Here is a 26,885-nt window from a genome sequence, read left to right on the forward strand (position 1 = left end):
GGGAAACACGGCATGACACTTGGCAAAAAACTGTACATCTCCGACGTGACGCTGCGAGACGGTTCGCATGCGATTCGTCATCAATACAGCGTCCAACAGGCGGCGGCGATTGCGAAAGCGCTCGACGAAGCCAAAGTCGATTCGATCGAGGTGGCGCATGGAGACGGGCTGCAAGGATCGAGTTTCAACTACGGATTCGGCGCTCATAGCGATCTCGAATGGATTGCCGCGGTGGCGGAAACGGTCAAGCACGCGAAGGTCGCGACATTGCTGCTTCCCGGCATCGGCACGATTCACGATTTGCGCAACGCCTATGATGCTGGCGCTCGTATTGTCCGCGTAGCCACCCATTGCACCGAGGCCGACATCTCCAAACAGCACATCGAGTACGCGCGAGAGCTCGGGATGGAGGCGGTGGGCTTCCTCATGATGAGCCACATGACCACCCCGCGCGACCTTGCACAGCAGGCGAAGCTCATGGAGAGCTACGGGGCGACGTGTTGTTACGTCGTCGATTCCGGCGGCGCATTGGGAATGAATGACGTACGCGAGCGGTTTCGCGCCTTCAAGGACGTGTTGAAGCCGGAGACCGAGACAGGCATTCACGCGCATCACAATTTGAGCCTGGGCGTCGCTAACAGCGTCGTCGCCGTCGAGGAAGGCTGCGACCGCATCGATGCAAGCCTTGCCGGCATGGGTGCCGGTGCGGGAAACGCGCCGCTCGAAGTGTTTATCGCCGCAGCCGAACGGCTCGGCTGGAACCACGGCTGTGATCTTTATAGTCTGATGGATGCTGCCGATGACCTGGTTCGTCCACTACAGGACCGGCCCGTTCGTGTCGATCGCGAAACGCTGGCGCTGGGTTATGCGGGCGTCTATTCGAGCTTCCTTCGTCATTCCGAAAGTGCCGCCGAGAAATACGGACTGAGAACCGTCGATATCCTCGTTGAACTGGGCCGCCGCCGCATGGTTGGCGGGCAGGAAGACATGATCGTCGACGTTGCACTCGACCTTCTTGACACTCAGCACGCGTTGACAGGACGCGATGGTGGGTGACCGGTTCGCGAATCGAGCTAAGCAGTAGGTTATCAGGCTGAAACAAACAGATTGGCAATGCGCTGAGAAATTCGCATAACTAATTATGTCGCCGGCTAATAGTGGCCATTGAGAGCCGCGTCGAAGTCTTTTTTTAAGACTGAGATCGCCGAAAAAACGATGGAGACAAGCTATGAGGAAACAGCTGAATTCAGTTGTATTGGCGTTTTCGATGTGTGGTCTGGCGAGCACCGCATTCTCGCAGGAGGCGGGGAGCGTTGTCGTGACGGGTGGTGCGGCGTGGATCGACATGACGCTATCTAGTGCAGAGGAAGTAAGAAGCAGCTCCCAGTTCGGCACTTTCACTTCTCCTGGAACAGGCGCGGAAATTCATAACACCTTCACGGGAGAGCTTCTCGTAACTTACTTCGCAACCGAGCATATTGCGATCGAAGGAGCAGTGGGGATTCCGCCGAAATTGAATTTTTACGCCCATGGCGTTGTCGCCCCGCTTGGGCCGCAGGGGCCGTCAATGCCGGTCGGCGATCTCAAGCCATTGGTATCGGCTCGGGTGTGGGCGCCCACATTGTTCGTGAAGTACTACTTTGGACAGAAGGACAGTGTGTGGCGGCCATTCCTGGGTGTCGGAGTGAACTACACGTGGTTCAGCTCTGTCCAGCTTCATCCGGCATTTAGTGGGGCGCTCGGACAGTTTGCCGGACCTGGCGGAAGGGCTGACGCATCGGCGAGTTCGTCGTGGAACCCCGCCTTTTCTGCGGGGGTGACCTATCGCCTCAACGACAGATGGTCAGTGTTGGGCTCGATTACCTACATTCCGCTAAAGACGACTGGAAGATTCAATGCAGTCAGCGCCAACGGAACCACCGTTTTGAGCAACACGTCGAGAATCACGGCCAATCCCATCATCGGCTTTGTTGGGGTTTCTTATAGATTTTGAGCAGCGGCTCGAGTCTGAATGGTATTGCGAAACAGGAGATTTCACCGTGGACGACGTAAAGGTCCAAGTTGATGGGCGGGTGCTGATCCTCACGATATCGAGGCCGGAAAAGAAGAATGCGTTGACTGGAGCGATGTACGGCGCGCTTGCGGATGCGCTTGAATCAGCTGGCCACGAGCGCGTGAACGCCGTCCTCATTCAATCTGATGGTGACACCTTCTCGGCGGGAAGCGACATGAGCGAATTCTCCGCCGAGGCAATCCGTGACGGCATCGGCAAGAGCCGCGGTGCGCGGTTTCTACGATGTCTGGCCGCGATGGAGGTTCCCGTCGTGGCCGCCGTACAAGGCAAAGCCATTGGTGTCGGAGCCACCATGCTATTGCATTGCGACTACGTCATCCTTGCGAGCGACGCACAACTCAGCGCGCCGTTTGTCGACCTGGCGCTTGTTCCTGAAGCGGCGTCGGGCTACCTGCTTCCGTTCCAGGTCGGAAACATTCGTGCATTCGAGATGATCGCGCTCGGCCGCTCTGTCGATGCGCAGACCGCCGTGGAATGGGGAATCGCCAATCGATCGGTGCCGGCGGACCAGCTTCGAGCCGAAGCGAAGGCGATTGCGGAGGTTATCGCTGCGAAGGCGCCGGGCGCGATCAGAGCGACGAAACGGTTGATGAGTGAGCGCAGGAGAGTCATCGATCAAATGAACGCGGAATTCGATGCAATCGACAAGCAATTGACAGGGAACGAGTGCAGTGAAGCCTTGGCCGCATTCAAGGAAAAGCGTCGTCCCGATTTCTCGAAGCTTCAATAACGTGATGGATAAAAGCAACACTGATAAACGGTCGCATGAGGCCGCCATGAGCCGAGCCCCTGATTTCGACGTGCGGCGATTGGAATCGTGGCTGGGCGGAAATTTGCGTGGTTTTAGCGGGCCACTCGAAGCATCGCAATTCTCGGGAGGCCAGTCGAATCCAACCTATTTGCTGACGACGCCATCCGCCCGCTATGTCCTGCGCCGCAAGCCGTCGGGCACGCTACTGCCGTCCGCTCACGCGATCGATCGAGAATATCGCCTGATACGTGCGTTGAACGGATCCGCGGTGCCGGTCGCGCATGCGCACTGCTATTGCGACGACGTATCGGTAATCGGCGCCGAGTTTTATGTCATGAGCTATGTGGAAGGCCGCGTGCTTTGGGAGCCCAGCCTTCCGGGCATGACGCCCAACGAACGCCGCCTGGTTTTCGATGAAATGAATCGTGTCATGGCGGCGCTTCATACGTTGGATGTGGACGCCATCGGACTCGGTGATTACGGCAAGGCTGGCAGTTACTTCGAGCGGCAAGTATCGCGCTGGACCAAACAATACCGCGCCTCCGAGACGCGTCGCATCGATTCTATCGAGCGGCTGATCGAGTGGCTTCCTCTCCATCTGCCGTCCAGGGAGACGACGAGGGTCGTTCACGGCGACTTCCGTATCGACAACCTGATTTTCGCGCACGATGCCCCGAGCGTGATGGCTGTCCTAGATTGGGAGTTGTCGACGCTCGGCGATCCGATGGCGGATTTCGCCTACCTGTGTCTCGCCTGGCACCAGCCGGCCGGCAGCCTGCGCGGGCTCTCAAACTTCAGCGACGTGGAGCTGACGGAACTGGGAATACCGCAGGAGCGGGAATTCTTCTCGCAGTATTGCCGCCGCGTCGGAATCGAAGAAGTGGAAGCGCGCGACTGGAACTTCTACCTTGCCTACAACTTTTTTCGTGTGGCGGGGATTCGGCAAGGAATTATGAAACGCGCACTCGATGGCAACGCTAGCAGCGAGCAAGCGTTCGAACAAGGCCGACTGGCAGCCGCGATGGGCGACTTTGGCTGGCGCTGCGCGGAACGCGCAATGTCCGAGTGAACGCCGTGCGGAACTTAATTTGGGAGTGGAATCGATGACCTTTGCACCGTCGGAAAACGTTCGAAACCTGCAGAGCCGCGTTTCGGCGTTCATGGAGCAATACGTGTACCCCAACGAGGACCGTTATGAGCGGGAAGTCAGCGAGGGAGATCGTTGGCAGCCGATCGCACTCATCGAGGAGCTCAAAGCGCGTGCGAAGGAGCAAGGCCTGTGGAATCTGTTCCTGCCCGATTCGCAATATGGTGCAGGGCTGACCAACGCCGAATATGCGCCGCTTTGCGAAATCATGGGCCGTGTTCTGTGGGCTTCCGAGGTGTTCAATTGTTCTGCACCGGACACCGGCAATATGGAAGTGCTGGTCCGCTACGGTACCGACGCACAGAAGGAGGCGTGGCTGGAACCGTTGCTGCGCGGTGAGATACGCTCCGCTTTCGCGATGACCGAGCCGCTCGTCGCTTCGTCGGACGCGACGAACATCGAGAGTTCGATCGAGCGCGACGGTGACGAGTACGTGATCAACGGCCGGAAATGGTGGACCTCGGGCGCCAATGATCCGCGTTGCCGCGTGTTCATCTTCATGGGGAAGACCGACCCGAACGCGGCCGAGCGTCATCGTCAGCAGGCAATGATCCTCATTCCCCGCGACACACCCGGCGTGGCCATCGTTCGGCATCTGCCCGTGTTCGGCTTCGATGATGCGCCGCACGGGCACGCGGAGATCCTTTTCGAGAACGTCCGCGTTCCAGTCGCGAACATGCTGCTTGGTGAGGGCCGCGGCTTCGAGATTGCGCAGGGACGTCTCGGGCCCGGACGTATCCATCATTGCATGCGGTTGATTGGCCTGGCGGAGCGAGCGTTGGAGATCATGTGTAAGCGCAGCTTGTCGCGATCGGCGTTTGGGCGGCCGATTGCCGAGCAGACGCTGACGCAGCAGCGCATCGCCGACGCTCGAATCGCCATCGAGCAGACACGCCTACTGGTGCTCGATGCCGCACACAAAATGGACACGATCGGCAACAAGGCGGCAGCCCGGGAAATTGCAATGATCAAAGTTGCGGCTCCCAGCATGGCATGCACGGTGATCGATTGGGCCATCCAGGCCTGCGGAGGTTACGGTATGCAGGATCGCTTTCTCGCGCAAGCCTATGCCGCTGCGAGATCGTTGCGCATCGCAGATGGCCCGGACGAAGTGCATCGAAATCAGATTGGGCGCATGGAACTGGCTCGCTATCGTGATGCCCGCTGATTGATCCAGGCAGCAGCCCTGTACATCGCACATAGAAAGGAAGGAACATGACTGCACACTACAGCGTGCATGAAGATGTAGCGGTTATCACGCTCGATAATCCCCCCGTCAACGGCCTCGGCCATGCAACGCGTCTCGCTATCGTAGAGGTAATGGAGGCCGCAACGGATGACGTCCGGGTGCGGGCCATCGTCATCACGGGGGCGGGCAGCGGCTTTTCGGCCGGGGCGGATGTGCGCGAATTCGGCACGCCCAGCGCAACGCAACAGCCGAGCATACACACGGTTATCGCGGCGCTGGAATCCAGCGCCAAGCCGGTGATTGCCGCGATTCACTCGTTAGCGATGGGCGGCGGGCTGGAATTGGCGATGGGCTGCCATTATCGACTCGTCACGCGCGGCGCTCAGATCGCGCTGCCCGAAGTGAAGCTCGGCGTACTCCCCGGAGCAGGTGGGACGCAGCGGCTCCCCAGAGCCATTGGCCTCGAAGCGGCGCTCAACATGATTGTGTCGGGCCGCGTCGTCTCTTCGGACGAACTATCGGACAGCGGCCTGTTCGACGTAGTGGTAGAAGGCGATTTGCTGACGGGCGCCATAAAGTTTGCACGGCAAGCAGCAGAGCGTGGCGAGTTACCGAAGCTGCGCGACCGCCAAATCGATCATGTCAGCCCGGACGCATTCCTGCAATTTGCTCACCACACGGTCGCAGCTGCGAGCCGCAATTTCCCCGCGCCGCTCAAATGCGTCGAAGCAGTGCGCGCTTGCGTGCAGCGATCGTTCGATGAGGGCATTGAGTTCGAGCGCAAGCTGTTCATGGAGCTGATGAACACGTCGGAATCGCGCGCGCTTAGGCACGCGTTTTTCGGAAAACGCGCAGCTGCGAAGATTCCCGACCTGCCGCCCGACACACCGGTACGGACGGTAACGCAAGTGGCTGTCGTCGGCGCGGGCACGATGGGAACGGGCATTGCGATGAACTTTCTCAGTGCGGGCCTTCAGGTCACGATTCTTGAGACGCGGCAAGACGCGCTCGAGCGCGGTGTCGCGGCGATCCGCAAAAACTACGACGACAACGCCAGAAAGGGCAAGCTCGCGCAGGAACAGGTCGAGCAGCGTATGTCCCTTCTGACACCGACGCTCTCCTATGACGACCTCCGGCACGCCGACCTCATTATTGAAGCGGTGTTCGAGGAAATGGGCGTGAAGGAAAGTGTGTTCCGGGCGCTGGATGCTGTCGCAAAGCATGAAGCCATCCTGGCATCGAACACCTCTACCCTGGACGTGGACAAGATCGCCGCGTTCACGAAGCGGCCTCACGACGTGGTCGGTATGCATTTCTTCAGTCCGGCCAACGTGATGGAACTTCTCGAGGTCGTACGAGGTGAGAAGACCGCAGACGACGTGCTGGCGACAGTCATGAGTCTCGCCAGGAAGATCGGCAAGACGGCAGTGGTATCCGGTGTTTGCGACGGCTTCATTGGTAACCGGATGATCAATCAGTACCTGCGCCAAGCCGGCTATCTGCTGGACGAGGGCGCGCTACCGGAACAGATCGATCGCGCAATCGAGAAGTTTGGCTTTGCGATGGGCCCGTTCCGCATGCTCGACCTGTCCGGCAACGACATCGTCTGGGCGATCCACAAGCGCCATGCGGTGGAAAGGCCGGATATCGTGTATTCGAAGACCACCAATCTGCTCTGTGAGATGGGGCGGTTCGGCCAAAAATCCGGTGCAGGCTGGTACGACTACAAGGCGGGCGATCGCAAGGCGTATCCGTCACCAGCTGTCAATGACATGATCGTCCAGCAATCCCGAGATATCGGTCTGGAGCGGCGTCTGATTTCGGACGACGAGATCGTCGAGCGTCTTGTCTATGCGCTCGTGAACGAAGGTGCCCGGATACTGGAAGAGGGCATCGCATCGAAAGCATCCGATATCGATGTCGTTTATCTCACGGGCTACGGCTTCCCGACCTTCCGCGGCGGTCCAATGTTCTATGCCGACACCGTAGGCCTCTACAACGTGGCGCATGCGACGCGCCGCTACGGCAAGGGGTATCGCGGCGAAGCGTGGCAATCGGCCTCGTTGCTCGAGCGGCTGGCCGAAGTGGGCAAAAGTTTCAACGATTGATGTGGAGCACGAATATGACTGAAGCAGTGATTGTTTCCACCGCTCGGACGGCCCTCGCGAAGAGCTGGAAGGGCGCTTTCAACATGACGCACGGCGCTACGCTCGGCGGGCACGTCGTCAGGCACGCGATCGAGCGTGCACACATCGAGCCGGGTGAAGTCGAGGACGTTCTGATGGGCTGCGCCGTTCCGGAAGGCGCGACTGGCTGGAACATCGGGCGGCAGATCGCATTGCGTGCAGACTGCCCGGCGAGCGTGCCAGGTGCAACCATCAACCGCTTTTGCTCTTCTGGACTGCAGGCGATTGCGACGGCCGCGCAGCGTGTGATTGCCGGTGAAGGCGATATCTTCGTTGCGGGTGGTGTCGAATCCATTTCCTGTGTCCAGCAGGAAATGAACCGACACATGCTGAACGACGGTTGGCTTGAGAAGCACAAGCCCACCATCTACTGGAGCATGCTGCAAACCGCTGAAACCGTCGCGCGGCGTTACAACATTGGGAGAGATCGTCAGGACGAGTACCGGCGTGCGAAGCCAGCAGCGGGCGGCGGATGCCGTTGCCGCCGCAAGGTTTGCGGACGAAATCGTGCCGATCACCACAGTGATGGGCGTCGCCGACGCGAAGACCGGAGCACTCGGCACGCGCGAAGTCACGGTGTCTGTCGATGAAGGCATCCGTGCCGATACGACGCTGGAAGGCCTTTCGAAAATTCGTCCTTCTTTGTCGGGCGGCGTGATTACGGCCGGTAATGCGAGCCAGTTCTCCGATGGTGCATCAGCTGCTGTCGTCATGGACGGCAAGCTGGCCTCCGCCCGCGGCCTGCAGCCACTCGGCGCATTCCGGGGTTTTGCCGTTGCCGGCTGTGAGCCGGACGAAATGGGTATCGGGCCGGTGTTCGCCGTACCCAAGCTGCTTGCGAAGGCCGGTTTAACGGTCGATGACATCGGCCTTTGGGAGTTGAACGAGGCATTCGCTGTCCAGGTGCTTTACTGCGCCGACAAACTCGGCATCCCGATGGAGCGCCTCAACGTCAATGGCGGCGCCATTGCATTGGGACATCCGTACGGTGTTTCCGGCGCTCGCCTCGTCGGGCATGCGCTGTTGGAGGGTAAGCGCCGTGGTGCTCGATTTGTCGTTGTTACGATGTGCATCGGGGGTGGCCAAGGCGCAGCAGGGCTGTTCGAGGTATTTTGATGTCTGCGCAAGAAGCGTCGCAGAAACAGGAATAGTGCGGAGTAGACACAATGGGTACGCTCAAACAATTATTCGATCTTTCAGGCAAGACTGCGCTCATAACTGGCGGCTCACGCGGGCTCGGTCTTCAACTCGCCGAGTCACTCGGCGAACTTGGCGCACGCATCGTTCTGTCTGCGCGCAAAACCGGCGAGCTGCAAGAGGCGCAGGCGCATCTGGCGTCCCTCGGCATTGAGGCCGACTTCATCGCAGCGGACGGTTCCATCGAGGCAGATATTCATCGTTTGGCTGACGAGGCGCTCGCCAGGTTGGGTCGCATCGATATCCTCGTAAACAATGCGGGCGCAGTCTGGAGCGCGCCGGCGGAGGATCATCCCATCGACGCATGGGATAAGGTGATGGACCTCAACATCCGAGGCCTCTTCCTGCTTACCCAGCAAATCGGCAAGCGATCAATGATCCCGCGTGGATACGGCCGAATCGTCAACATGGCATCAATCGGCGGGCTCAGAGGTAATGCGCCCGACGCGATGAGCACGATTGCCTACAACGCGAGCAAGGGGGCCGTCGTGAATTTCACTCGGGCGCTGGCGGGCGAGTGGGGACGGCACGGGATTACCGTCAATGCGATAGCCCCGGGCTTTTTCCCTTCGAACATGACGCGCGGGTTGCTCAACAAGTTAGGCGCCGATAGTGTCGCCGCGGAAGTGCCGTTGCGCCGTATCGGCGACAGCGGAGATCTGAAGGGGGCGGTCGCATTGTTCGCATCGGATGCCGGCAAGCACATCACGGGGCAAATCCTTGCAGTAGATGGTGGCGCAACTGCCGTGCTCTAGTTTGGTGAAAGGAGATACAGATAATGAAGGCAATGCAAATCGCACGTACCGGTGGGCCGGAGGTACTCACGTTAGTCGACATCGAGGCGCCTAAACCCCGTGTTGGAGAACTACTGGTCAAGGTGGACGCCGCCGGCGTCAATTTTGCCGATACAGTCCGTCGCCGGGGTGCATTTTATCCCGCCCCAACACGCCTTCCGATCGTACTGGGAAGCGAGATATGTGGAACCGTTGTGTCCGTTGGCGATGGAGTGACCGGCTGGCAGCCGGGTTCAAGGCTTATCGGCCTGCTCGATCACGGCGGCTACGCCGAATATGTCATTGTCGAAGCTCGTAGTGCGATTTCGATTCCGGAAGATACGGACTCATCCATTGCGGCGGCCATTTTCGTGCAAGGTATGACCGCGCTTCTGGTGCTTGATGACGTCGGCGGTCCCGTGACGGGCCGTAACGTGCTCGTCGAAGGGGCGGCCGGAGGCGTAGGCGGCTTGGCGGTGCAAATTGCGCGACTGCTCGGCGCCCGTCATGTCATCGGCGCGGTGAGTTCGCCGGACAAGGGTGAGCTCGCCCGTGAGCTAGGCGCGACTGGCACAGTCAACTATACGGAGCCGGGCTGGGAAGAGGCGGCGCGTGCCCTCACGAATAACGAAGGCTTCGATCTCATCCTCCATGTCCAAGGCGGGGAGGCACTCGCTCGCGAGCTGGCTCTTCTCAGGCCTTCTGGGCGCATCGTCGCGTACGGGGCGGCTTCCAACGAGCCGATGCTAGTGGATGCTGCACACATGCTCGGGGGCAACCTCGGTGTCTGCGGCTTCTATCTGGGGGTGCACCTCGCTGACGCCGAGCGAATGAAACGGCAGTTCTCCCGCCTGATGGGATGGGTTGAGTCCGGGCGGATCACGGTGCCGATCGGCGGGTGCTTCCCTCTTGCCGAGGCGGCTCGCGCACATGCGTTACTTGAATCTCGCCAGTCAACGGGCAAGCTGATCTTGAAACCGTGATGCCACGTGCGGCAGCAGACTTAAACTAAGGCGAGCAAACGCCCACGCGCATCCGAACGAAGTTCGAATCGCGACAAGTGAAGCGTCAAGAGGATGAGATGGACGGAAGGATGCGAAGCATCAAGGTGGACCTGGTCGTCGTTACCTGCGTGTTTGTGCTGCTGCTATTCGCCATCAGCTTTTCCGGACTACATGGACTTTCCACGATCAGCTCGGATCTTCGCGCGTTGGATTCAGAAACTTTTAGGGGCCTGCAAGGTTTTTCCGACATGAGGTCTGCAGAGGTCGACGTTTGGCTTGACTTGAGAAAAGTCGACATCGCTCGGAGCAAAGAGGATACAACCGCTGCGTTCGGTCGAATTCGGTCGGATCTGCAGCGGTTGAATAGTGCGTGGCGAAGCGCATCGGAGCGGATGACAGACGAAGCGCAGCGCGAGGATGCCGCGCGGACCGCATCATACGTAGTGAAAATCGGGGAACTCATCGATCGCATCGAGTTGGCATCGAACGCAAACGAAATCGACACTGTTCGATCAACGATGAAGGAGCTCGAGAGCGTAACGGCGAGCCTGAATGGCTCGATCGACAACAATATCGGTCATATCGCTTCACAAGCGAAGGCGACCGTTGCCGATGGCGACAGGACGTTCGGCGTCGCGCGCCGCTATATAGGCATGTTGTTTGTCGTCAGCGTGATGATTGGGGTTTCGGTCACCCGATACATGATGCGAACCATGCTTGGGCCGTTAAGCAAAGCAGTCCTGATCGCCGACGAAATCGCGGCAGGGAAGTTGGGGAACGCGATTGAAGTGACCTCCCGGAACGAATTCGGTCGTCTGCTGGAGTCTTTGGGGAAGATGGATCACCAGCTTCGAGAAATGGTAGGCGCGATTCAAGGGGCATCCGCGATCGTCGAAGGAACGTCACGCGAGATCGCCGCCGGTAACGTCGATCTGTCGGCGAGGACCGAGGAGCAGGCAGCCTCCCTCGAGCAGACGTCCGCGAACATGTTGCAACTGACGGAGACGGTGAGGCATAACGCCGACAACGCTCGACATGCAAACGCGCTGGCAGACGACGCGAGTCGGTCCGCCGATACCGGAAACGAACTAGTACATGGGATGGTCGCAACGATTAAAGAGATCAGCGCAAGCTCGGACAAAATCTCGGAGATTACAGGCACCATCGAGGGCATCGCCTTCAAGACGAATATTCTCGCCCTCAACGCCTCGGTTGAAGCCGCGCGGGCAGGACAGCTGGGCCGTGGCTTCGCCGTGGTCGCAGCTGAAGTACGTGCGCTTGCGCAACATGCTTCGGCTGCCGCAAAGGAAATCAGTCAGTTGATCGGGGCTTCGGTCGCCTTGATCCGGACCAGCGACGAGCAAGCGGCGGACGTTCGCGAAACGATGTCCGCAGTAAAACAGGCAATTAAGCACGTATCGGACATTGTGGCTGAAATCGCCAGGGCGTCTGACGAGCAGAGTTACGGAATCGGACAAGTGAGTCAGGCTCTTGTGCAGATGGATCATGTCACGCAAAGAAACGCGACGCTGATCGAGCAGACGTCCGCTGGGACTCAGTCTCTTACCGAGCGGGCAAGAACGCTGGAAACCGCCGTATCGGCTTTCCGGATTTCGACTCTTGAGCATTCCTAGCAGGCTCACGTCGATCACTAAAGAGGCAGCACATGCATATTGGAATACCAGCTGAGACAAGGGAATACGAAAGACGCGTCGCCGCGACACCCGAGACAGTCAAAAAATACGTGTCCATGGGGCACAAGGTCTCGGTACAGAGCGGTGCAGGAACCAGCGCCAGCTACCCTGACGAAGCTTACGCATCAGCGGGCGCGCAACTCGTTAATGCGCAGACCGCGTTTGGCGCCGATCTGGTGCTCAAGGTCCAGACACCGACCGATTCCGAGATCCCTCTTCTCAAACGTGGTGCCGTCGTGGTCGGCATGCTCGAACCTTTTGATGTCGAGAACTCGTCAAAGCTTGCGGCAGCGGGAGCTACTGCGTTTGCACTCGAGGCCGCGCCGCGTACGACGCGCGCGCAAAGTCTGGACGTTTTGTCATCTCAAGCCAACATCGCGGGCTACAAAGCGGTGCTGCTGGCTGCGGACCTGTATCCGCGCTTCATGCCGATGCTGATGACGGCCGCGGGCACCGTGAAGGCCGCGCGCGTGTTGATTCTGGGCGCGGGCGTAGCAGGCCTGCAAGCAATTGCAACCGCGAAGCGCCTTGGTGCAGTTATCGAAGCATCCGATGTTCGGCCAGCCGTGAAGGAACAGATCGAATCGCTCGGAGCGAAATTCCTCGACGTGCCGTACGAAACCGATGAAGAACGTGAAGCGGCGCAAGGCGTCGGCGGCTACGCGCGGCCGATGCCACCCTCATGGCTCGCTCGCCAGTCGGCCCTCGTGCATGAACGGGCAAAGCAGGCCGACGTGATCATCACGACGGCGCTGATTCCAGGCCGTCCTGCACCCACGCTGATCACGGTCGACACCGTTCGGGCGATGAAGCCGGGCTCTGTGCTGATCGACCTCGCTGCAGGACGTGGTGGCGAATACGAGGGCAGGCGCGGCGGAAACTGCCCGCTGACGGAAGCTGACAAGGTCGTCATCAGGCACGGTGTAACTGTTGCTGGCTATACGAATCTCGCATCAATGGTCGCCTCGGACGCTTCGGCGCTGTACGCGCGGAATTTGCTCGACTTCATGAAACTCATCCTGACGAGCGAAGGCGCGCTCAATATCGATCTCGCCGACGACATCATCGCGGCGACGCTTACTACACGTGATGGCTCGCTGTTGCGCAAGGCCGCATAACTCATACTTGGAGACCGACCAGTGGAAGTTATCAATCATACCGTGATCAACTTGATCATTTTTGTGCTGGCGATCTACGTCGGTTACCACGTCGTCTGGAACGTCACGCCAGCGCTGCATACTCCGCTGATGGCTGTCACCAACGCGATCTCGGCGATCGTCATCGTCGGTGCCATGCTCGCCGCGGGCCTCACGGTTGGCAATGCGGGAAAGTCCTTCGGCGCGGTCGCCGTGGCGCTGGCAGCTGTCAATGTATTCGGTGGGTTCCTCGTCACACGACGAATGCTCGAAATGTTCAAAAAGAAAGAGCCGAGGAAACTCCCGGCCGAATCCAAGGAGGGTGCGTGATGAGCCTTGGGTTTGTAAGTATGAACGTCGTTACGTTGCTCTATCTGCTCGCTTCGGTGTGCTTCATCCAGGCGTTGAAGGGCTTGTCCAATCCCAGGAGCGCGCGGGCCGGGAACGTGTTCGGCATGGCTGGCATGGCGATCGCCGTCTTTACGACCGTCGCGCTGATCGCGAAGCAGGCCGCGATGCTGGGTTCGGACTTGTCGTTCGGATTGTTGCTCGTGTTTGTTGCGCTTGTTCTCGGAGGCGCGATAGGTGCGTTCGTTGCGGCGCGCGTCGAGATGACGAAGATGCCCGAACTCGTCGCGGCCATGCATTCGCTTATTGGTCTCGCTGCGGTTTGCATCGCATACGCGGTCGTTTCGGAGCCCGCCGCGTTCGGCCTTGTTGCCGAGGATGCACCGTATCGAGGCTTCCTGCCGTATGGCAACCGCATCGAGCTCTTCGTCGGCACGTTCGTCGGCGCGATCACGCTCAGCGGCTCGGTCATCGCATTCGGCAAGCTCTCAGGAAAATACAAGTTCCGCCTGTTCCAGGGCGCTCCCGTGGTGTTCCCCGGCCAGCACCTGATTAACCTGATGCTCGCGCTCGGCATGATTGGCTTCGGCACCCTGTTCTTCGTTACGCAGTCGTGGCTGCCGTTCATCGTCATGACAGCGATCGCCTTTTCCATCGGTGTGCTGATCATCATCCCGATCGGTGGTGCGGACATGCCCGTGGTCGTTTCGATGCTGAACTCGTATTCGGGCTGGGCGGCGGCGGGGATCGGATTTTCGCTGAACAACGCCATGCTGATTATTGCGGGCTCGTTGGTCGGTTCATCCGGCGCGATCCTGTCTTACATCATGTGCAAGGCAATGAACCGATCGTTTTTTAACGTGATCCTCGGCGGATTTGGCGGCGAAGCCGCTGCGGCGACTTCGGGCGGATCGGCTGAGCAGCGTCCCGTAAAGCCTGGCTCAGCCGAGGATGCGTCGTTCATGCTCGGCAATGCTGAAAGCGTCGTGATTGTTCCTGGCTACGGTCTCGCGGTGGCGCGCGCGCAGCATGCGCTGAAGGAACTGACCGACAAGCTCGTCGAAAAGGGTATAGACGTGAAGTACGCAATCCACCCGGTTGCGGGACGGATGCCTGGCCACATGAACGTACTACTGGCCGAAGCCGAGGTGCCATACGAGATCGTCCACGAAATGGAAGACATCAATGGTGAGTTCGGTCAGGTCGACGTGGTGCTGGTGCTTGGCGCGAACGATGTCGTGAATCCGGCAGCGAAGAACGACCCGAAGTCGCCGATCGCGGGCATGCCGATCATCGAAGCGTACAAGGCACGCACGGTCATTGTAAACAAGCGCTCGATGGCGGCAGGATATGCCGGTCTCGACAACGATCTCTTCTACATGGACAAGACGATGATGGTGTTCGGCGATGCGAAGAAGGTCATCGAGGATATGGTGAAGTCGACGGAATAGTGGGTGAGATTGGCGAGCAGCGACCTGGCATATCCGGATTCGTGCTCGTGCAGTGCAAAGCGACGTGTATCTGACTACGGATGCGAAGAAGAGAGCCTACGCCGTAATCGCCGATAAGGGCGCTTCAGCAACGGAGCATTTATGAGGTCAATAGAGACCCGGGGCGCGGCCGTCCGGGGTGCGTAAGATTGGGTCAATTGCAACCCGCAGCCGGGAACGTCGGCTAAGCGAATTCTTTTCGTCACATTTGCCTCGCGAATGTATAACCGGGAGAAGCGTCCGCAAGTCTGGTCTGGCGAAAACTTACGATTGGTTCGGTGTCTAACGCCGTATGTTTTGATGAGAAGAGGTGTCTTGTGAGAGTCCTTGTCGCAGTAAAGCGCGTGATTGACTACAACGTGAAAGTCCGCGTGAAATCGGATGGTACCGGCGTCGATATAGCCAACGTAAAGATGTCGATGAACCCGTTCGACGAAATCGCGGTTGAAGAAGCCGTGCGTCTGAAGGAAGCGGGCGTTGCGACCGAAGTCATCGCCGTGTCGGCTGGTGTGACGCAGTCGCAGGAAACGCTGCGCACGGCGTTGGCCATCGGTGCAGATCGCGCGATTTTGATCGAATCGAATGGAGAGCTGCAGCCGCTTGCCGTCGCAAAGCTGCTGAAGGCGCTGGTCGACAAGGAGCAACCGCAGCTGGTGATCCTCGGCAAGCAGGCCATCGACGACGATTCCAATCAGACCGGCCAGATGCTCGCCGCGCTGGCGAATCTGCCGCAGGCGACGTTTGCGTCGAAGGTCGTAGTGGCAGACGGCAAGGCCATCGTGTCGCGCGAGGTCGATGGCGGTGCGGAAACGATGTCGCTCAAACTCCCGGCTGTGGTGACGACCGATCTGCGCCTGAACGAGCCGCGTTATGTGACGCTGCCGAACATCATGAAGGCCAAGAGAAAGCCCCTGGAGACGATCAACCCCGAAGATCTCGGCGTGGATGTCGCACCGCGCCTAAAGACGCTGAAGGTTGCCGAGCCGCCGAAGCGCTCCGCCGGCGTGAAGGTGCCGGATGTGAAGACGCTGGTCGACAAGCTGAAGACCGAAGCCAAGGTGCTGTGACAGGGAGACAGGGCAAATGACGAATCTGGTAATTGCAGAACACGACAATGCGTCGATCAAGGCCGCGACGCTGCACACGATTGCAGCCGCGCAGAGGATCGGCGGCGACATCCACTTGCTGGTGGCCGGCCACAACGCGCAGGCAGCAGCCGATGCCGCGGCGAAAATTGCGGGCGTCAGCAAGGTGCTGCTCGCCGACGCGCCACAACTCGCCGAAGGTCTCGCGGAAAACGTCGAGGCCACGGTGCTGAACATCGCGAAAGATTACTCGCACGTCCTCACCGCCGCGACCGCGTACGGCAAGAACATCGCGCCGCGTATCGCCGCGAAGCTCGACGTCGCGCAGATCAGCGACATCACGGCGGTCGATTCGGGCGATACGTTCGAGCGCCCGATCTACGCCGGTAATGCGATTGCAACGGTGCAATCCCAAGACCTGATCAAGGTCATCACGGTCCGCACGACCGGTTTCGACGCGGTCGCGGCCGAAGGCGGCAGCGCATCGGTCGCGAAGATCGAAGCGGCAGCCGATGCGGGCATCTCGCAGTTCGTGAGCCGCGAAGTCACGAAGCTGGACCGTCCGGAATTGACGTCGGCGAAGGTCATCGTCTCGGGTGGCCGGGGCCTCGGCAGCGGCGAGAACTACACGAAGGTACTCGAACCGTTGGCCGACAAACTCGGCGCGGCGCTGGGCGCATCGCGCGCAGCCGTCGATGCCGGCTATGTGCCGAACGACTATCAGGTCGGCCAGACCGGCAAAATCGTCGCCCCGCAACTGTACATCGCGGTCGGCATCTCGGGCGCCATTCAACATCTCGCCGGCATGAAGGACTCGAAGGTCATCGTCGCGATCAACAAGGACGAAGAAGCGCCGATCTTTAGTGTTGCAGATTACGGTCTGGTCGGTGATCTTTTTTCAGTTGTGCCTGATCTTGTAGATGGCATTGGACGCTTCGCGTGATTTGTACCTGAACGGACCCAATTGAGCTTCGTTCAGAGTTCGTGGCAGTGGTGATTGGGTGCCACGCGAAACCAATATCTAATCTACTAGCTGGGTTTGCGATGCCAACCACGGTTTCGCGGCGAGCTAAAGTGTTGCGCGAGCAAACTGCGGGCACTTTGTCGAGCGCATCGGCTCTGTGGATCCGGGTTACAGGCGATCACTTCCGCTGCGCAGTCCGTCTCCTTGGAGATGCAGAAATCGCAATCGCCGGAGGCGCTGACAGCATGAGCCGCGCGCCATATTCGATGCCGTCGGCGCGGTTCGGGAATCGGATGGGTAACGCTCGACTCATCGACATGATGGTCGGTGCGCTTACAGACCCGTTCGACGATACGCACATGGGGATGTTGCACAAAAATACGGTATTTCGAGGGCGATGCAGGACTCGCTCGCTGTGGATTCCCATCGTCGCGCAGCGAATGCGATCGCCAAAAGCTATTTCAAAGAGCAAATTCTGCCAATTCCTGTTGAAGCGAAAAGAGGAATTGCCGTCTTTGATTGCGATGAACACACGCCGGGGTCGATCCTCGCTATATGGGTGTTGGGCCGGTCCCTGCGGCCCAAAAAAGCACTGGAACGTGCGGGACTCAAGATCGATCACATAGATATCATCGAAGCAAACGAGGCATTTTCTGCTCAAGCATGTGCTGTAGCAATTCAACTCGGCTTTGATCCGGACAAGGTAAATCCAAACGGATCAGGCATCGCGCTTGGCCATCCTATCGGCGCGACCGGTGCGATTCTGACCGTCAAGGCGTTATACGAACTGCCGCGCGTAGGAGGAAAGCACGCGCTCGTGACGATGTGCACTGGGGGGCAGCCAGGGAATTGCCGCGATTTTCCGCAGGGAGTGAGGCGTTTCACGTTGATCTCGACACCGGGCGGCATTTTGCGATGATGCCGGTTTGTCGCCATGGATTGAATGGCTCACAACGCGATTCACGTATCGGCTTAGAAATCGCATGCGAACCTGATGAGCTTTAATTGCGGCAACGAGTTCGTTGCTGCGAATATCTCCGTGAAGTTCGCGCCGGGTTCGCTTTCTCAGGAATCAATCTATGCGGTGATGCACCTGCGTGATTGAGGCGCGGAATCACCGCAGGCAACTCTTGCATGGCGCGTTTCGGTTTGAAGATGCTGGCACGACGCGAAAGGGCACGAGAGTCTACCGCCCGGCTTTATCGGAGCGTGGCAGTCAGAACACCATTACTACAGGAGATAGACATGAGCGACAGCGGAAAAACAAGGCGACCGGCGAACGAGCGCCAAACCGGGTCCCAGCCAGTTCGAGAGGCCAGTGCTGGCGATGGAAGTCGGCGCGCGCGCACGCGCCAAGCCACAAACTGGGCGTGGGCGACGCCGCATGACCAATATGACTGGATGGATTCACACACGCTTTCTGGCGACTTGGACAAACACTGAGCCGTTTGGACGGCGCAACGCCCAGGCGATCTACCAGGACCTCGTCGACCAGCATGGCTTCACGGCCAGCTACGAGAGCGTCAAACGCTTCGTGCGAGCTCTGCGCCACGTTGATCCGGAACAATTCGACCGTCTCGAATGCGCCGCTGGCGATGAGGCGCAGGTGGACTACGGCGAAGGCGCCCGGATCCGAGGTCCAAGCCAACTGAGAGACCGTATCCGCTGCGAAAGCCTTCCGTCAGTCGACGCCGAAAGGGGCGTCCAGCTGGAAGTCATGTGAGCATCTGTGTGCCCATGCCCGCGCTGACGCGCCACGTTCCACTGCGCGAACGCGCTATCAACTAAAGTCCATCGCTCTCTGCGGTATGACGCTCGTCATGCCGTCACAACGGGCATCCCTCCCAACGTTTCCAATCTGCGGCCGGCAGCATCTTCCATCGATGCTGTCCCGCGAAGCATCGCCATGTGATCCGCGGATGTCGCTGCCGGACAAGCAAAGCTTTTCCGCGCTGTGAGCAAAGGTGGACAGTCCGCGAACGCCTATTGTTCCAGTAACGGAAATGCGCGCGACGCTCACACCAACGGCCGCATACCGCAATAAGAGCCGATGCTTCGCCATGGGCAACTATCTAGGAGACGCAAGTGCCTGATACCCCCATTCAAGGCAATCCTGCCTCTGCGCTGTTCGACGAAGAGGCGGGGACGATCAGTCCACTGGTCTACTCCGACCAGGGTATCCACGAGACAGGAACTGGACCGCATCTTCGGGCGGTCGTGGCTGTTCATCGCTCACGAGAAACATATTCCCAAGACCGGGGACTTCCTCTCCACGTACATGGCGGAGGATCCCGTCGTTGCAGCTCGGCAAAAGGAAGGGCCCTGCCTCGCTACGGCGTCGAGCTTGCGGAACACGCTTTCCTTCACGCTCATTTCGTCGAAGGCGGCCTTGATGATCAGGTCGGCGTCATCGGCAAATACAAGGCGCCCATGCAAATAGAGGCGCGCAAATACGTAAGCATACGCTGAATATACTGCGTCGGAGGTTCGTAAAGCGTCCTCCGCTCAACAACCGAAGAGGGGTGTACATGAGTATTTCATATAGTGGAGGGTGCGCCTGCAAGGCGATTCGTTACGAGTGCTCGGCCGAGCCGATTTTCTCATTGAACTGCCATTGCCGTGACTGTCAACGTGCAACCGGCAGTGCTTACGCCTCGGTGCGGATCGTGCCGGCTTCCGCGTTTCGGATCGTATCGGGCGAGCCCCGATATCACAGGGTGAAGAGTGATCTCGACCACGACGTGGGGCGAGGCTTTTGCCCCGATTGTGGATCGCCCATCCTTGGAACGATCGCGGAGAAGCCCGAGATAGTGCTGATCTTCTGCGGCAGTCTCGATGATCCCAGCCAGTACTCGCCCTCGATGGACTTCTACACGACCAGTGCTCAGCCGTGGGACTTCATGGATCCGGCGCTGACGAAATATGCCAAAGGCCTATCCAACTCATAACGCGTTGCTGAAATCAAAAGGAGACGAACGTGCTGGAACTGAAAACTGAACTGAACTTGCCGGACGTTTGCCTGACCGGTTTCGAAACGCCGCTGTCTGAAGAGGAGCGCGCCGTTCAGGAGACGCTTCATCGATTTGCCAAGGAAGTCCTCCGCCCAATGGGCACGGCGCTGGACAAGATGACCGCGGAGCAGGCCGTTGCCCCAGGATCGCCTTTTTACTCGGTCTTTACAGAATTCGCGAAGCTCGGCGTAGATCCCGTGCTGTTCGCTTCGCTTCCCGCCGAGACGGCGTTGCGCATGGAATCGATGATCGCCGAGGAGCTCGGATGGGGCGACAGCGGGCTTGCTCTGTCGCTGGGCATCGCCAACTTCCCTATGCAACTGGCTGTTGCGGCCGGCAAGCAGGAACTGGTCGAGCTGTGTGCCGGTCGCATCGGGTGCTGGATTGGAACGCAACCCGACCGGGGCAGTGACTTCCAGGTGTTCGACATCGAACGCGATTGGCCCACAGGCACGCCGGGTAATCAAGGCAACCTGTGGGCGAAGGTGGGCGACGACGAAATCGTGATCAACGGACAAAGCTCGGCCTGGGTATCCAACGGCGCCGTTGCGCAAGTGGCGATCGCCTATATGGGCGCGGACTATGGCGATGGACGGCTCGACAAGAACGGCCTGCCGCACGGTGTCGCGGTGATCATCCCTCTCCACCTTCCCGGGGTCTCGCGCGGCAAGCCGCTTGAAAAAATCGGCCTGCGCGCGCTTCCTCAAGGGGAAATCTATTTTGACAACGTTCGTGTGCCGAAACGCTTCGCCGTCGCGTTGAAAGACGAATACTACGGCAATTTTGCTTCGGTTTGGTCCTACGCCGGAGCACACACGTCGCCGATATTCGTGGGCGTCGCCCGCGCGGCGTTCGAGATGGCGCTGCAGTACTGCCATGAACGCAAACAGGGCGGAAGGCTGCTGATTGATCATCAGCTGACGCGTTATCGTCTCGGCGACATGCTGCGCCGGATTGAACTGGCCCGCGCGACTTCTCGGCGCTCACTCGCGTTTGCTCGCCTTTCGGAGCGGACCCACCCCTATGTCACCGCAGCCAACAAGGTGACGGTAACCGAAGAGGCTATGAAAGTGGTTCACGAGGCGCTCCAGCTTTTCGGCGCGGTGGGCACGACACGCGAATATCCCGTCGAGAAGCTGTTCCGCGACACCCGCCCCTCCCTTATCGGGGATGGCGAGAGCTACACGGTGACCATGCGCCTTGGGCTTCTCTGTCAGCAGCTCTATGCGGAGGGTTGGTGCAATCCCTGATCCGTCGAAATGCCGCGTAAAACTTCACGAATTCCCCGATTCGGGGGATTTCAAGGAAGTGGCCTATCTCTTCCTGCGCGCTTTCCGCACCCGCCAGCGACGCGAAAGCCGCTCGAAGCAGGTAGACGACGGGCGTGGTGGACAGTGGCAGCTTCGCGAGGACCCTGTCGGTGCCCAGTTGCCGCGCAACGGATCAGCTGCGGCGGCGTCAAGCCGCTAAGATCACCGATGACCTAATAACCATGATTGACATTCATATCAGATTGCGTTCCAAGGTCTCACAACGGAGGCCCAAATAGCGGGGGTCCGGAAGGTCCGCGGTCCGCCTGATTTGCGCTATCGGGAGGCGGTAGCAGTTCTGTGTAACCTGAAGCCGGTGCCATGAAGCGGGAACGCCTAACACGCGCACAGCGTAAACAGCAAACGAGGGAACGGCTGCTTGACGCCGCCGAAAGAATGTTCGTCCGCAAGGGATTGGGTGCGACGAGCGTAGACGATATAGCGGACGAGGCCGGATATACCCGGGGCGCGTTCTACTTCAACTTTGACAGCAAGGCTGAAGTGCTGATTGAGTTGTTGCAGCGGGACGGCGAGCGGACACATTCGGAGATAAAAGCGATTACGGAGCAGGGGGCTACGCCGGATGAAATGAGGCGACGTGTTATAGCCTACTTTATCGATTCCCTCGGGCATGATTCGTTCAGCCTTTGGGCAGAAGGATCCCTGCTCGCAGCGCGAGATGCCGCGTATCGAGATCCCATTAATCTGCTACGAAGCCAGAGATTAGCCGCCACCGGTGAGTGCATTCGATGCATATCGCCGATCGATCAAGTAAGACTGTCGCGAGAAAGGGCAGAGGCGCTCGCGCTCGGAATGGTGAGTCTCTGCGATGGCATCAGGTTCTCCACAATGGGGAACGGACGCAACATAACCGACGAGGGATTGCACCTTGTCGCCGTCGAGCTTATATCGTGGCTCATCAAGCTCGACTCGATCGATAAGGCGACAATCCCAACCAACTGAAATTCGCCGGACTGCCGCCGCCATTCGATAAACGGCGGAGCTGTCGAAAGCCTGGCTTGGCGAAAGAGTCAGGGCCTTCGCTCAGATCGTTCTAACCGCCACGCTATCGCGGTGCAGACCAATTTGGTGGCCTTAGGAAAGACGTTTCTTGATAGCGCATGGAAATGTGGGCATGCTGAGGAGGCGAGATGTGCAATGACGCAACGGACGCCTGCTGAAGGCAGCGCTGTAATATCTCCGCCTGGGTTCTGGCCATCAGGGACAGGTGCTCCTCGAATCGATTTGCAGAGAGGCCATCGCACACGTAACGAAACACTTGAAGACATGTAACTCGAGTCCTGCAATCGCGCTCCAAAACAAGCGCCCGCGCGGCGCGGCGCGTGCGAGCGATGACTCTCTACTGACGGGAAGTGAAAATGGCCAACCGCCAACGGATGTATTTCGGCTTGCTTGACGCTGCGTATTCGCTCGACGAACAGGCGGCCGGTCGCAAACCAGAATTGTCTCGGCTATTGTCAGGCGCGATAACGCTTGACTCACTGTTTCGAAGGCGTGCCCTCGACATCGATTTGCAGGAAGCTGCGCTGGGTCTTGAGCATAGTGTCACGAGAGATGCAAGGTACCTTGACGCAGAAGGGCGCATGCGTGCCGACAAGTTGGCAGGTGCAGTTCGAAGGCTCGCCGAGCGATTTGCCAACGGTGGGATCGTCGACGGCTGCGTGAATGACGAATAAGCAGAAGTGTTGCCATGGAGATGGATGACGCGCGAGCGTGCTGAAATTCGTGAAACGAGCCGTATTTCAGGGCGTTGTGCGGGGGTAGAGTTAATACGTGCTAGTTTCCGCCCGCGATCAGACGCATTAACGGCGCTCCCGTCTGACTTCAATGCGAAAGCAATGATGCAGGAATCGTAAAACCTGAATCCATATCGCGCAGCAATCCGATGTGCTTCTTTGTGAACTTCAAGCGCTAGAGGCACGACCTCGCACAACACTTCGACGTCGTCCGAGACACACTCGATTTCGGGCCACGAAAGACCCATCTTCCGACTCATCACGAGCGTGACCTCGTTCATCACCAGGGACCGTTGACTGGCTTCGAATTTCGCGGATTGCGACGTCCTGTACAGCGAAGACATGCACCACGGTAAAGTCGTCTTCAATCGACTGAGCCTGATCAACCCGTTCTTTTGAGACCGTGTGAGACGTACTGCTCTCGGCGGCTCAGACGCAGCGGAGGGCCGCATTCAAAAGCTAGTCCGAGCCCGCCGCTTGAAGCGGCTATCATTTTACATAAGATAAATTATCAACATCGGTGGTGTAGCAGCTTTATGTAAATGTCGTGTTCTAGCTAGATAGAAATGTCGTGTTTTTGAACGCTGGCATGCTGGTCGGTCCGTTGCGAGATTTCGGAGTCGGCCATGTGTCCAGCCACACTGGTGACATTGAACATGCGCGAACTCGACCGTTTGAAGGTCATCCAGGCCATTGTCGACATGGGCCTCAAGCCTGGTCGCGCGGCCGAACGTCTGGGCCTGACCGTGCGTCAGGTTGAGCGCCTGGTGATCCGCTATCAGGAATCCGGTGCGGCGGGACTGGCCTCGCGCAGACGTGGCCGTTCCGGCAACCGGAAGCTGGACGAAGGACTGGCCCAGCGGGCGCTGGCGATCATCCGTGAGCGCTACGCCGATTTCGGGCCGACGCTGGCCTGCGAGAAGCTCTGGGAGTGCCACGGCATCCGGATGGCCAAGGAAACCGTGCGGCACCTGATGACCGATGCCGGGCTGTGGATTCCGCGCCGGCAGCGCCCGCCGAAGCTCTACCAGCCGCGGGCCCGTCGTGCGTGTCTGGGCGAGCTGGTGCAGATCGATGGCAGCGATCACCGGTGGTTCGAGGAACGGGCGCCGGCCTGCACACTGCTGGTGTACGTTGACGATGCGACCAGCCGGCTGATGCATCTGCACTTCACGGCGAGCGAATCAACCTTCAGCTATTTCGAGGCGACGCGGGCGTACATCGAATGCCACGGCAAGCCCGGCGCGTTCTATAGCGACAAGGCGAGCGTGTTTCGCAGTGGCAAAGCCCATGAAACCGGCAGCAGCGTGACGCATTTCGGCCGGGCGATGTACGAACTGAACATCGACACGTTCTGCGCGAACAGCAGTTCCGCGAAGGGCCGCGTCGAACGCGCCCACCTCACGCTGCAGGACCGGCTGGTGAAGGAGATGCGGTTGCGCGGCATCAGCACGGTGGCTGATGCCAATGCGTATGCGCCCTCCTTCATCGCGGCCTATAACGCGCGCTTCGCGAAGCCGCCGAAGAGCACGTTCGATGCACACCGGCCGCTGCGGGCTGACGAGCATCTCGACCTGCTGATGACCTGGCGCGAGACGCGACGCGTGACGAAGTCGCTGACGGTGCAGTACGACCGCGTGATGTACCTGCTGGATGACACGGCGGAGAACCGCAAACTGATCCACCGCTACATCGACGTGTGGGAGTATCCGGACGGACGCATCGAGATCCGCGCCGATGGCCGGGTGCTGCCGTACCGGCAGTACGACCGGCTGGCCGAGATCGATCAGGGCGCGGTCGTGGAACACAAGCGCCTGAGTCACGTACTGCAGGTCGCGCAGGCGATCCAGGCGCAACGCGACAACCGGCGCATCTCGGGCTCCCCTGCGCGCACGAATCAGGGACAACCGGTTCGGGCAACGGAACGCGCGCAGGGCACGAAGAAGCAGCGTGAATTCACACAGGACGACCTTAACGGTGTGATCGTGGAGATGGTGCAACGCAATCAACCAAAGCAGCCGCGCAAACCTGGCCGTCGGTCTGCAGGATCTGCCTGAACGGACTGACACGCCCTGCCCGTTCACGCGCTGTCCTTCAACGCTGTGTGCGATTCAAACCGTTAACGACAGAGGCAAACTCAACCTCAAAACCCGACATTTCTAAATAGCTGCCGCTACGACATTTCAGAATGGCCTCGACAGGTGGTGTAGGCCCCAAGTAGTAATGTCGTATTTGAGCTAAGTAGAAATGTCGCAGTCGGGCCTCTCCGGGCTCATGCTGAAGCTCCATGACGATGGCTGGAGCCAATCATGGACCATAGCGGGATGATCACCATGAGCATGCGCGAGGTTGACCGGTTAAGAGCGATCCAGTCAGTCGTTGACGGACGGCTGATGCCCTGGCGTGCGGCGGAACGTCTGGGCCTCAGCCGGCGGCAGATCGAGCGGCTGGCCAACCGGTATCGGGCCGAAGGCGCACGTGGACTGGTTTCCCGCCGGCGCGAGCACGCCAGCAATCACCAGTTGCCGGCCGGCGTGGCCGACCGTGCGCTGGCCATCATCCGCGAGCGCTACGCCGATTTCGGGCCGACGCTGGCCTGCGAGAAGCTGGCCGAATGCCACGGGCTGAAGCTTGCCGCTGAGACCGTGCGGCGGCTGATGACGGATGCAGGTCTCTGGATTCCGCGCCGGCAGCGGCCGCCGAAGCTCTACCAGCCGCGGGCGCGTCGTGCGTGTCTGGGCGAACTGGTGCAGATCGACGGCAGCGATCACCGGTGGTTCGAGGAACGGGCGCCGGCCTGCACGCTGCTGGTGTACGTCGACGATGCGACCAGCCGGCTGATGCATCTGCACTTCACGGCGAGCGAGTCGACCTTCAGCTATTTCGAGGCGACGCGGGCGTACATCGAATGCCACGGCAAGCCTGGCGCGTTCTATAGCGACAAGGCGAGCGTGTTTCGCAGTGGCAAAGCCCACGAAACCGGCAGCAGCGTGACGCATTTCGGCCGGGCGATGTTCGAGCTGAACATCGACACATTCTGTGCGAACAGCAGCCCGGCCAAGGGTCGCGTCGAGCGCGCGCACCTGACGCTGCAGGACCGGCTGGTCAAGGAGCTGCGGCTGCGTGGCATCAGTACGGTGGCCGATGCCAATGCATATGCGCCCTCCTTCATCGCGGCCTATAACGCGCGCTTCGCGAAGCCGCCGAAGAGCACGTTCGACGCGCACCGGCCGCTGCGGGGTGACGAGCATCTCGACCTGCTGATGACGTGGCGCGAGACGCGACGGGTGGCGAAATCGCTGACCATTCAGTACGACCGCGTGATGTACCTGCTGGATGACACGCCGGAGAACCGCAAACTGATCCACCGCAACATCGACGTGTGGGAGTACCCGGACGGACGCATCGAGATCCGCGCCGATGGCCGGGTGCTGCCGTACCGGCAGTACGACCGGCTCGCGGAAATCGATCAGGGCGCGGTCGTGGAACACAAGCGCCTGAGTCACGTGCTGCAGGTCGCGCAGGCGATCCAGGCGCAACGCGACAACCGGCGCATCTCGGGCTCCCCTGCACGCACGAATCAGGGACAACCGGTTCGGGCAACGGAACGCGCGCAGGGCACGAAGAAGCAGCGTGAATTCACGCAGGACGACCTTAACGGTGTGATCACGGAACTGGCACAACGCAGGCGGCCGAACCAAACACGCAAACCTGGCCGTCGGTCTGCAGGATCCGGCTGAACGGACTGACACGCCCTGCCCGTTCACGC

At 59.5% G+C, this 26,885-nt stretch carries 21 protein-coding genes and 3 pseudogenes; 23 read left to right on the forward strand and 1 reads right to left on the reverse strand.

The features are described from left to right. Positions 1-12 precede the first annotated feature (12 nt). The 17 genes and pseudogenes from dmpG to AC07WT_RS30915 all read left to right on the forward strand — a co-directional run. Positions 13-1,056, forward strand: a complete 1,044-nt coding sequence (dmpG, locus tag AC07WT_RS30835) for a 4-hydroxy-2-oxovalerate aldolase (RefSeq protein ID WP_494949887.1) — start codon at positions 13-15, stop codon at positions 1,054-1,056. A gap of 172 nt (positions 1,057-1,228) precedes the next feature. Continuing rightward, positions 1,229-1,993: an OmpW/AlkL family protein gene (locus AC07WT_RS30840; RefSeq protein WP_494949888.1), complete on the forward strand. Its 765-nt coding sequence runs from the start codon at positions 1,229-1,231 to the stop codon at positions 1,991-1,993. Positions 1,994-2,039: 46 nt separating this feature from the next. Next, positions 2,040-2,804, forward strand: coding sequence for an enoyl-CoA hydratase-related protein (locus AC07WT_RS30845; RefSeq protein WP_494949889.1), 765 nt, complete (start codon positions 2,040-2,042; stop codon positions 2,802-2,804). 4 nt (positions 2,805-2,808) lie between these two features. Then, a complete protein-coding gene (locus AC07WT_RS30850) occupies positions 2,809-3,894 on the forward strand; it encodes a phosphotransferase (RefSeq protein WP_494949890.1) in 1,086 nt (361 codons plus the stop codon). A 34-nt stretch (positions 3,895-3,928) separates the two neighbouring features. Further along, a complete protein-coding gene (locus tag AC07WT_RS30855; protein ID WP_494949891.1) occupies positions 3,929-5,140 on the forward strand; it encodes an acyl-CoA dehydrogenase family protein in 1,212 nt (403 codons plus the stop codon). Positions 5,141-5,187: 47 nt separating this feature from the next. After that, a complete protein-coding gene (locus tag AC07WT_RS30860; protein WP_494949892.1) occupies positions 5,188-7,269 on the forward strand; it encodes a 3-hydroxyacyl-CoA dehydrogenase NAD-binding domain-containing protein in 2,082 nt (693 codons plus the stop codon). A gap of 14 nt (positions 7,270-7,283) precedes the next feature. After that, a pseudogene (locus AC07WT_RS30865) lies at positions 7,284-8,463 on the forward strand (acetyl-CoA C-acyltransferase). A gap of 50 nt (positions 8,464-8,513) precedes the next feature. After that, positions 8,514-9,299, forward strand: a complete 786-nt coding sequence (locus AC07WT_RS30870; RefSeq protein WP_028231803.1) for an SDR family oxidoreductase — start codon at positions 8,514-8,516, stop codon at positions 9,297-9,299. Between the two features lie 23 nt (positions 9,300-9,322). Beyond that, positions 9,323-10,300, forward strand: coding sequence for a quinone oxidoreductase family protein (locus AC07WT_RS30875; RefSeq protein WP_028231802.1), 978 nt, complete (start codon positions 9,323-9,325; stop codon positions 10,298-10,300). Between the two features lie 110 nt (positions 10,301-10,410). Beyond that, complete coding sequence (locus AC07WT_RS30880) at positions 10,411-11,955, forward strand: methyl-accepting chemotaxis protein (protein ID WP_494949893.1); 1,545 nt, start codon at positions 10,411-10,413, stop codon at positions 11,953-11,955. Positions 11,956-11,987: 32 nt separating this feature from the next. Beyond that, entirely contained in the window at positions 11,988-13,133 is a 1,146-nt protein-coding gene (locus tag AC07WT_RS30885; protein WP_494949894.1) for a Re/Si-specific NAD(P)(+) transhydrogenase subunit alpha, read from the forward strand. A gap of 21 nt (positions 13,134-13,154) precedes the next feature. After that, positions 13,155-13,481: an NAD(P) transhydrogenase subunit alpha part 2 gene (locus AC07WT_RS30890; RefSeq protein ID WP_481364846.1), complete on the forward strand. Its 327-nt coding sequence runs from the start codon at positions 13,155-13,157 to the stop codon at positions 13,479-13,481. Further along, a complete protein-coding gene (locus tag AC07WT_RS30895; RefSeq protein WP_494949895.1) occupies positions 13,481-14,950 on the forward strand; it encodes an NAD(P)(+) transhydrogenase (Re/Si-specific) subunit beta in 1,470 nt (489 codons plus the stop codon). Before AC07WT_RS30890 ends, AC07WT_RS30895 begins: the two co-directional genes overlap by 1 nt. 356 nt (positions 14,951-15,306) lie before the next feature. Next, complete coding sequence (locus tag AC07WT_RS30900; protein WP_494949896.1) at positions 15,307-16,056, forward strand: electron transfer flavoprotein subunit beta/FixA family protein; 750 nt, start codon at positions 15,307-15,309, stop codon at positions 16,054-16,056. 16 nt (positions 16,057-16,072) lie between these two features. Then, positions 16,073-17,017, forward strand: coding sequence for an electron transfer flavoprotein subunit alpha/FixB family protein (locus AC07WT_RS30905; protein ID WP_494949897.1), 945 nt, complete (start codon positions 16,073-16,075; stop codon positions 17,015-17,017). Positions 17,018-17,185: 168 nt separating this feature from the next. After that, positions 17,186-17,913, forward strand: a pseudogene (locus AC07WT_RS30910) (thiolase family protein); the annotation flags it as partial. Between the two features lie 551 nt (positions 17,914-18,464). Further along, a pseudogene (locus AC07WT_RS30915) lies at positions 18,465-18,698 on the forward strand (IS21 family transposase); the annotation flags it as partial. Positions 18,699-19,270: 572 nt separating this feature from the next. On the opposite strand, the gene AC07WT_RS30920 reads toward AC07WT_RS30915, so the two are convergent. Continuing rightward, positions 19,271-19,474, reverse strand: a complete 204-nt coding sequence (locus AC07WT_RS30920; RefSeq protein ID WP_494949898.1) for a 3-hydroxyacyl-CoA dehydrogenase NAD-binding domain-containing protein — start codon at positions 19,472-19,474, stop codon at positions 19,271-19,273. Positions 19,475-19,566: 92 nt separating this feature from the next. Between AC07WT_RS30920 and AC07WT_RS30925 the strand changes: the two genes are divergently transcribed. The 6 genes from AC07WT_RS30925 to AC07WT_RS30950 all read left to right on the forward strand — a co-directional run bounded on the left by AC07WT_RS30925 (position 19,567) and on the right by AC07WT_RS30950 (position 26,856). After that, positions 19,567-19,986, forward strand: coding sequence for a GFA family protein (locus AC07WT_RS30925; protein ID WP_494949899.1), 420 nt, complete (start codon positions 19,567-19,569; stop codon positions 19,984-19,986). A 29-nt stretch (positions 19,987-20,015) separates the two neighbouring features. Continuing rightward, entirely contained in the window at positions 20,016-21,299 is a 1,284-nt protein-coding gene (locus AC07WT_RS30930) for an acyl-CoA dehydrogenase family protein (protein ID WP_494949900.1), read from the forward strand. Positions 21,300-21,680: 381 nt separating this feature from the next. Next, a complete protein-coding gene (locus AC07WT_RS30935) occupies positions 21,681-22,322 on the forward strand; it encodes a TetR/AcrR family transcriptional regulator (protein ID WP_494949901.1) in 642 nt (213 codons plus the stop codon). A gap of 416 nt (positions 22,323-22,738) precedes the next feature. Further along, positions 22,739-23,056, forward strand: coding sequence for a hypothetical protein (locus tag AC07WT_RS30940; RefSeq protein WP_494949902.1), 318 nt, complete (start codon positions 22,739-22,741; stop codon positions 23,054-23,056). A gap of 686 nt (positions 23,057-23,742) precedes the next feature. Continuing rightward, on the forward strand, positions 23,743-25,173 hold the full coding sequence (locus AC07WT_RS30945) for an ISNCY family transposase (protein ID WP_494949903.1): 1,431 nt from the start codon (positions 23,743-23,745) through the stop codon (positions 25,171-25,173). 252 nt (positions 25,174-25,425) lie between these two features. Next, positions 25,426-26,856, forward strand: coding sequence for an ISNCY family transposase (locus tag AC07WT_RS30950; protein ID WP_494949904.1), 1,431 nt, complete (start codon positions 25,426-25,428; stop codon positions 26,854-26,856). The last annotated feature ends 29 nt before the right edge of the window (positions 26,857-26,885 follow it).

The sequence above is a fragment of the Paraburkholderia sp. GW821-FHT02A12 genome, from assembly GCF_059422005.1.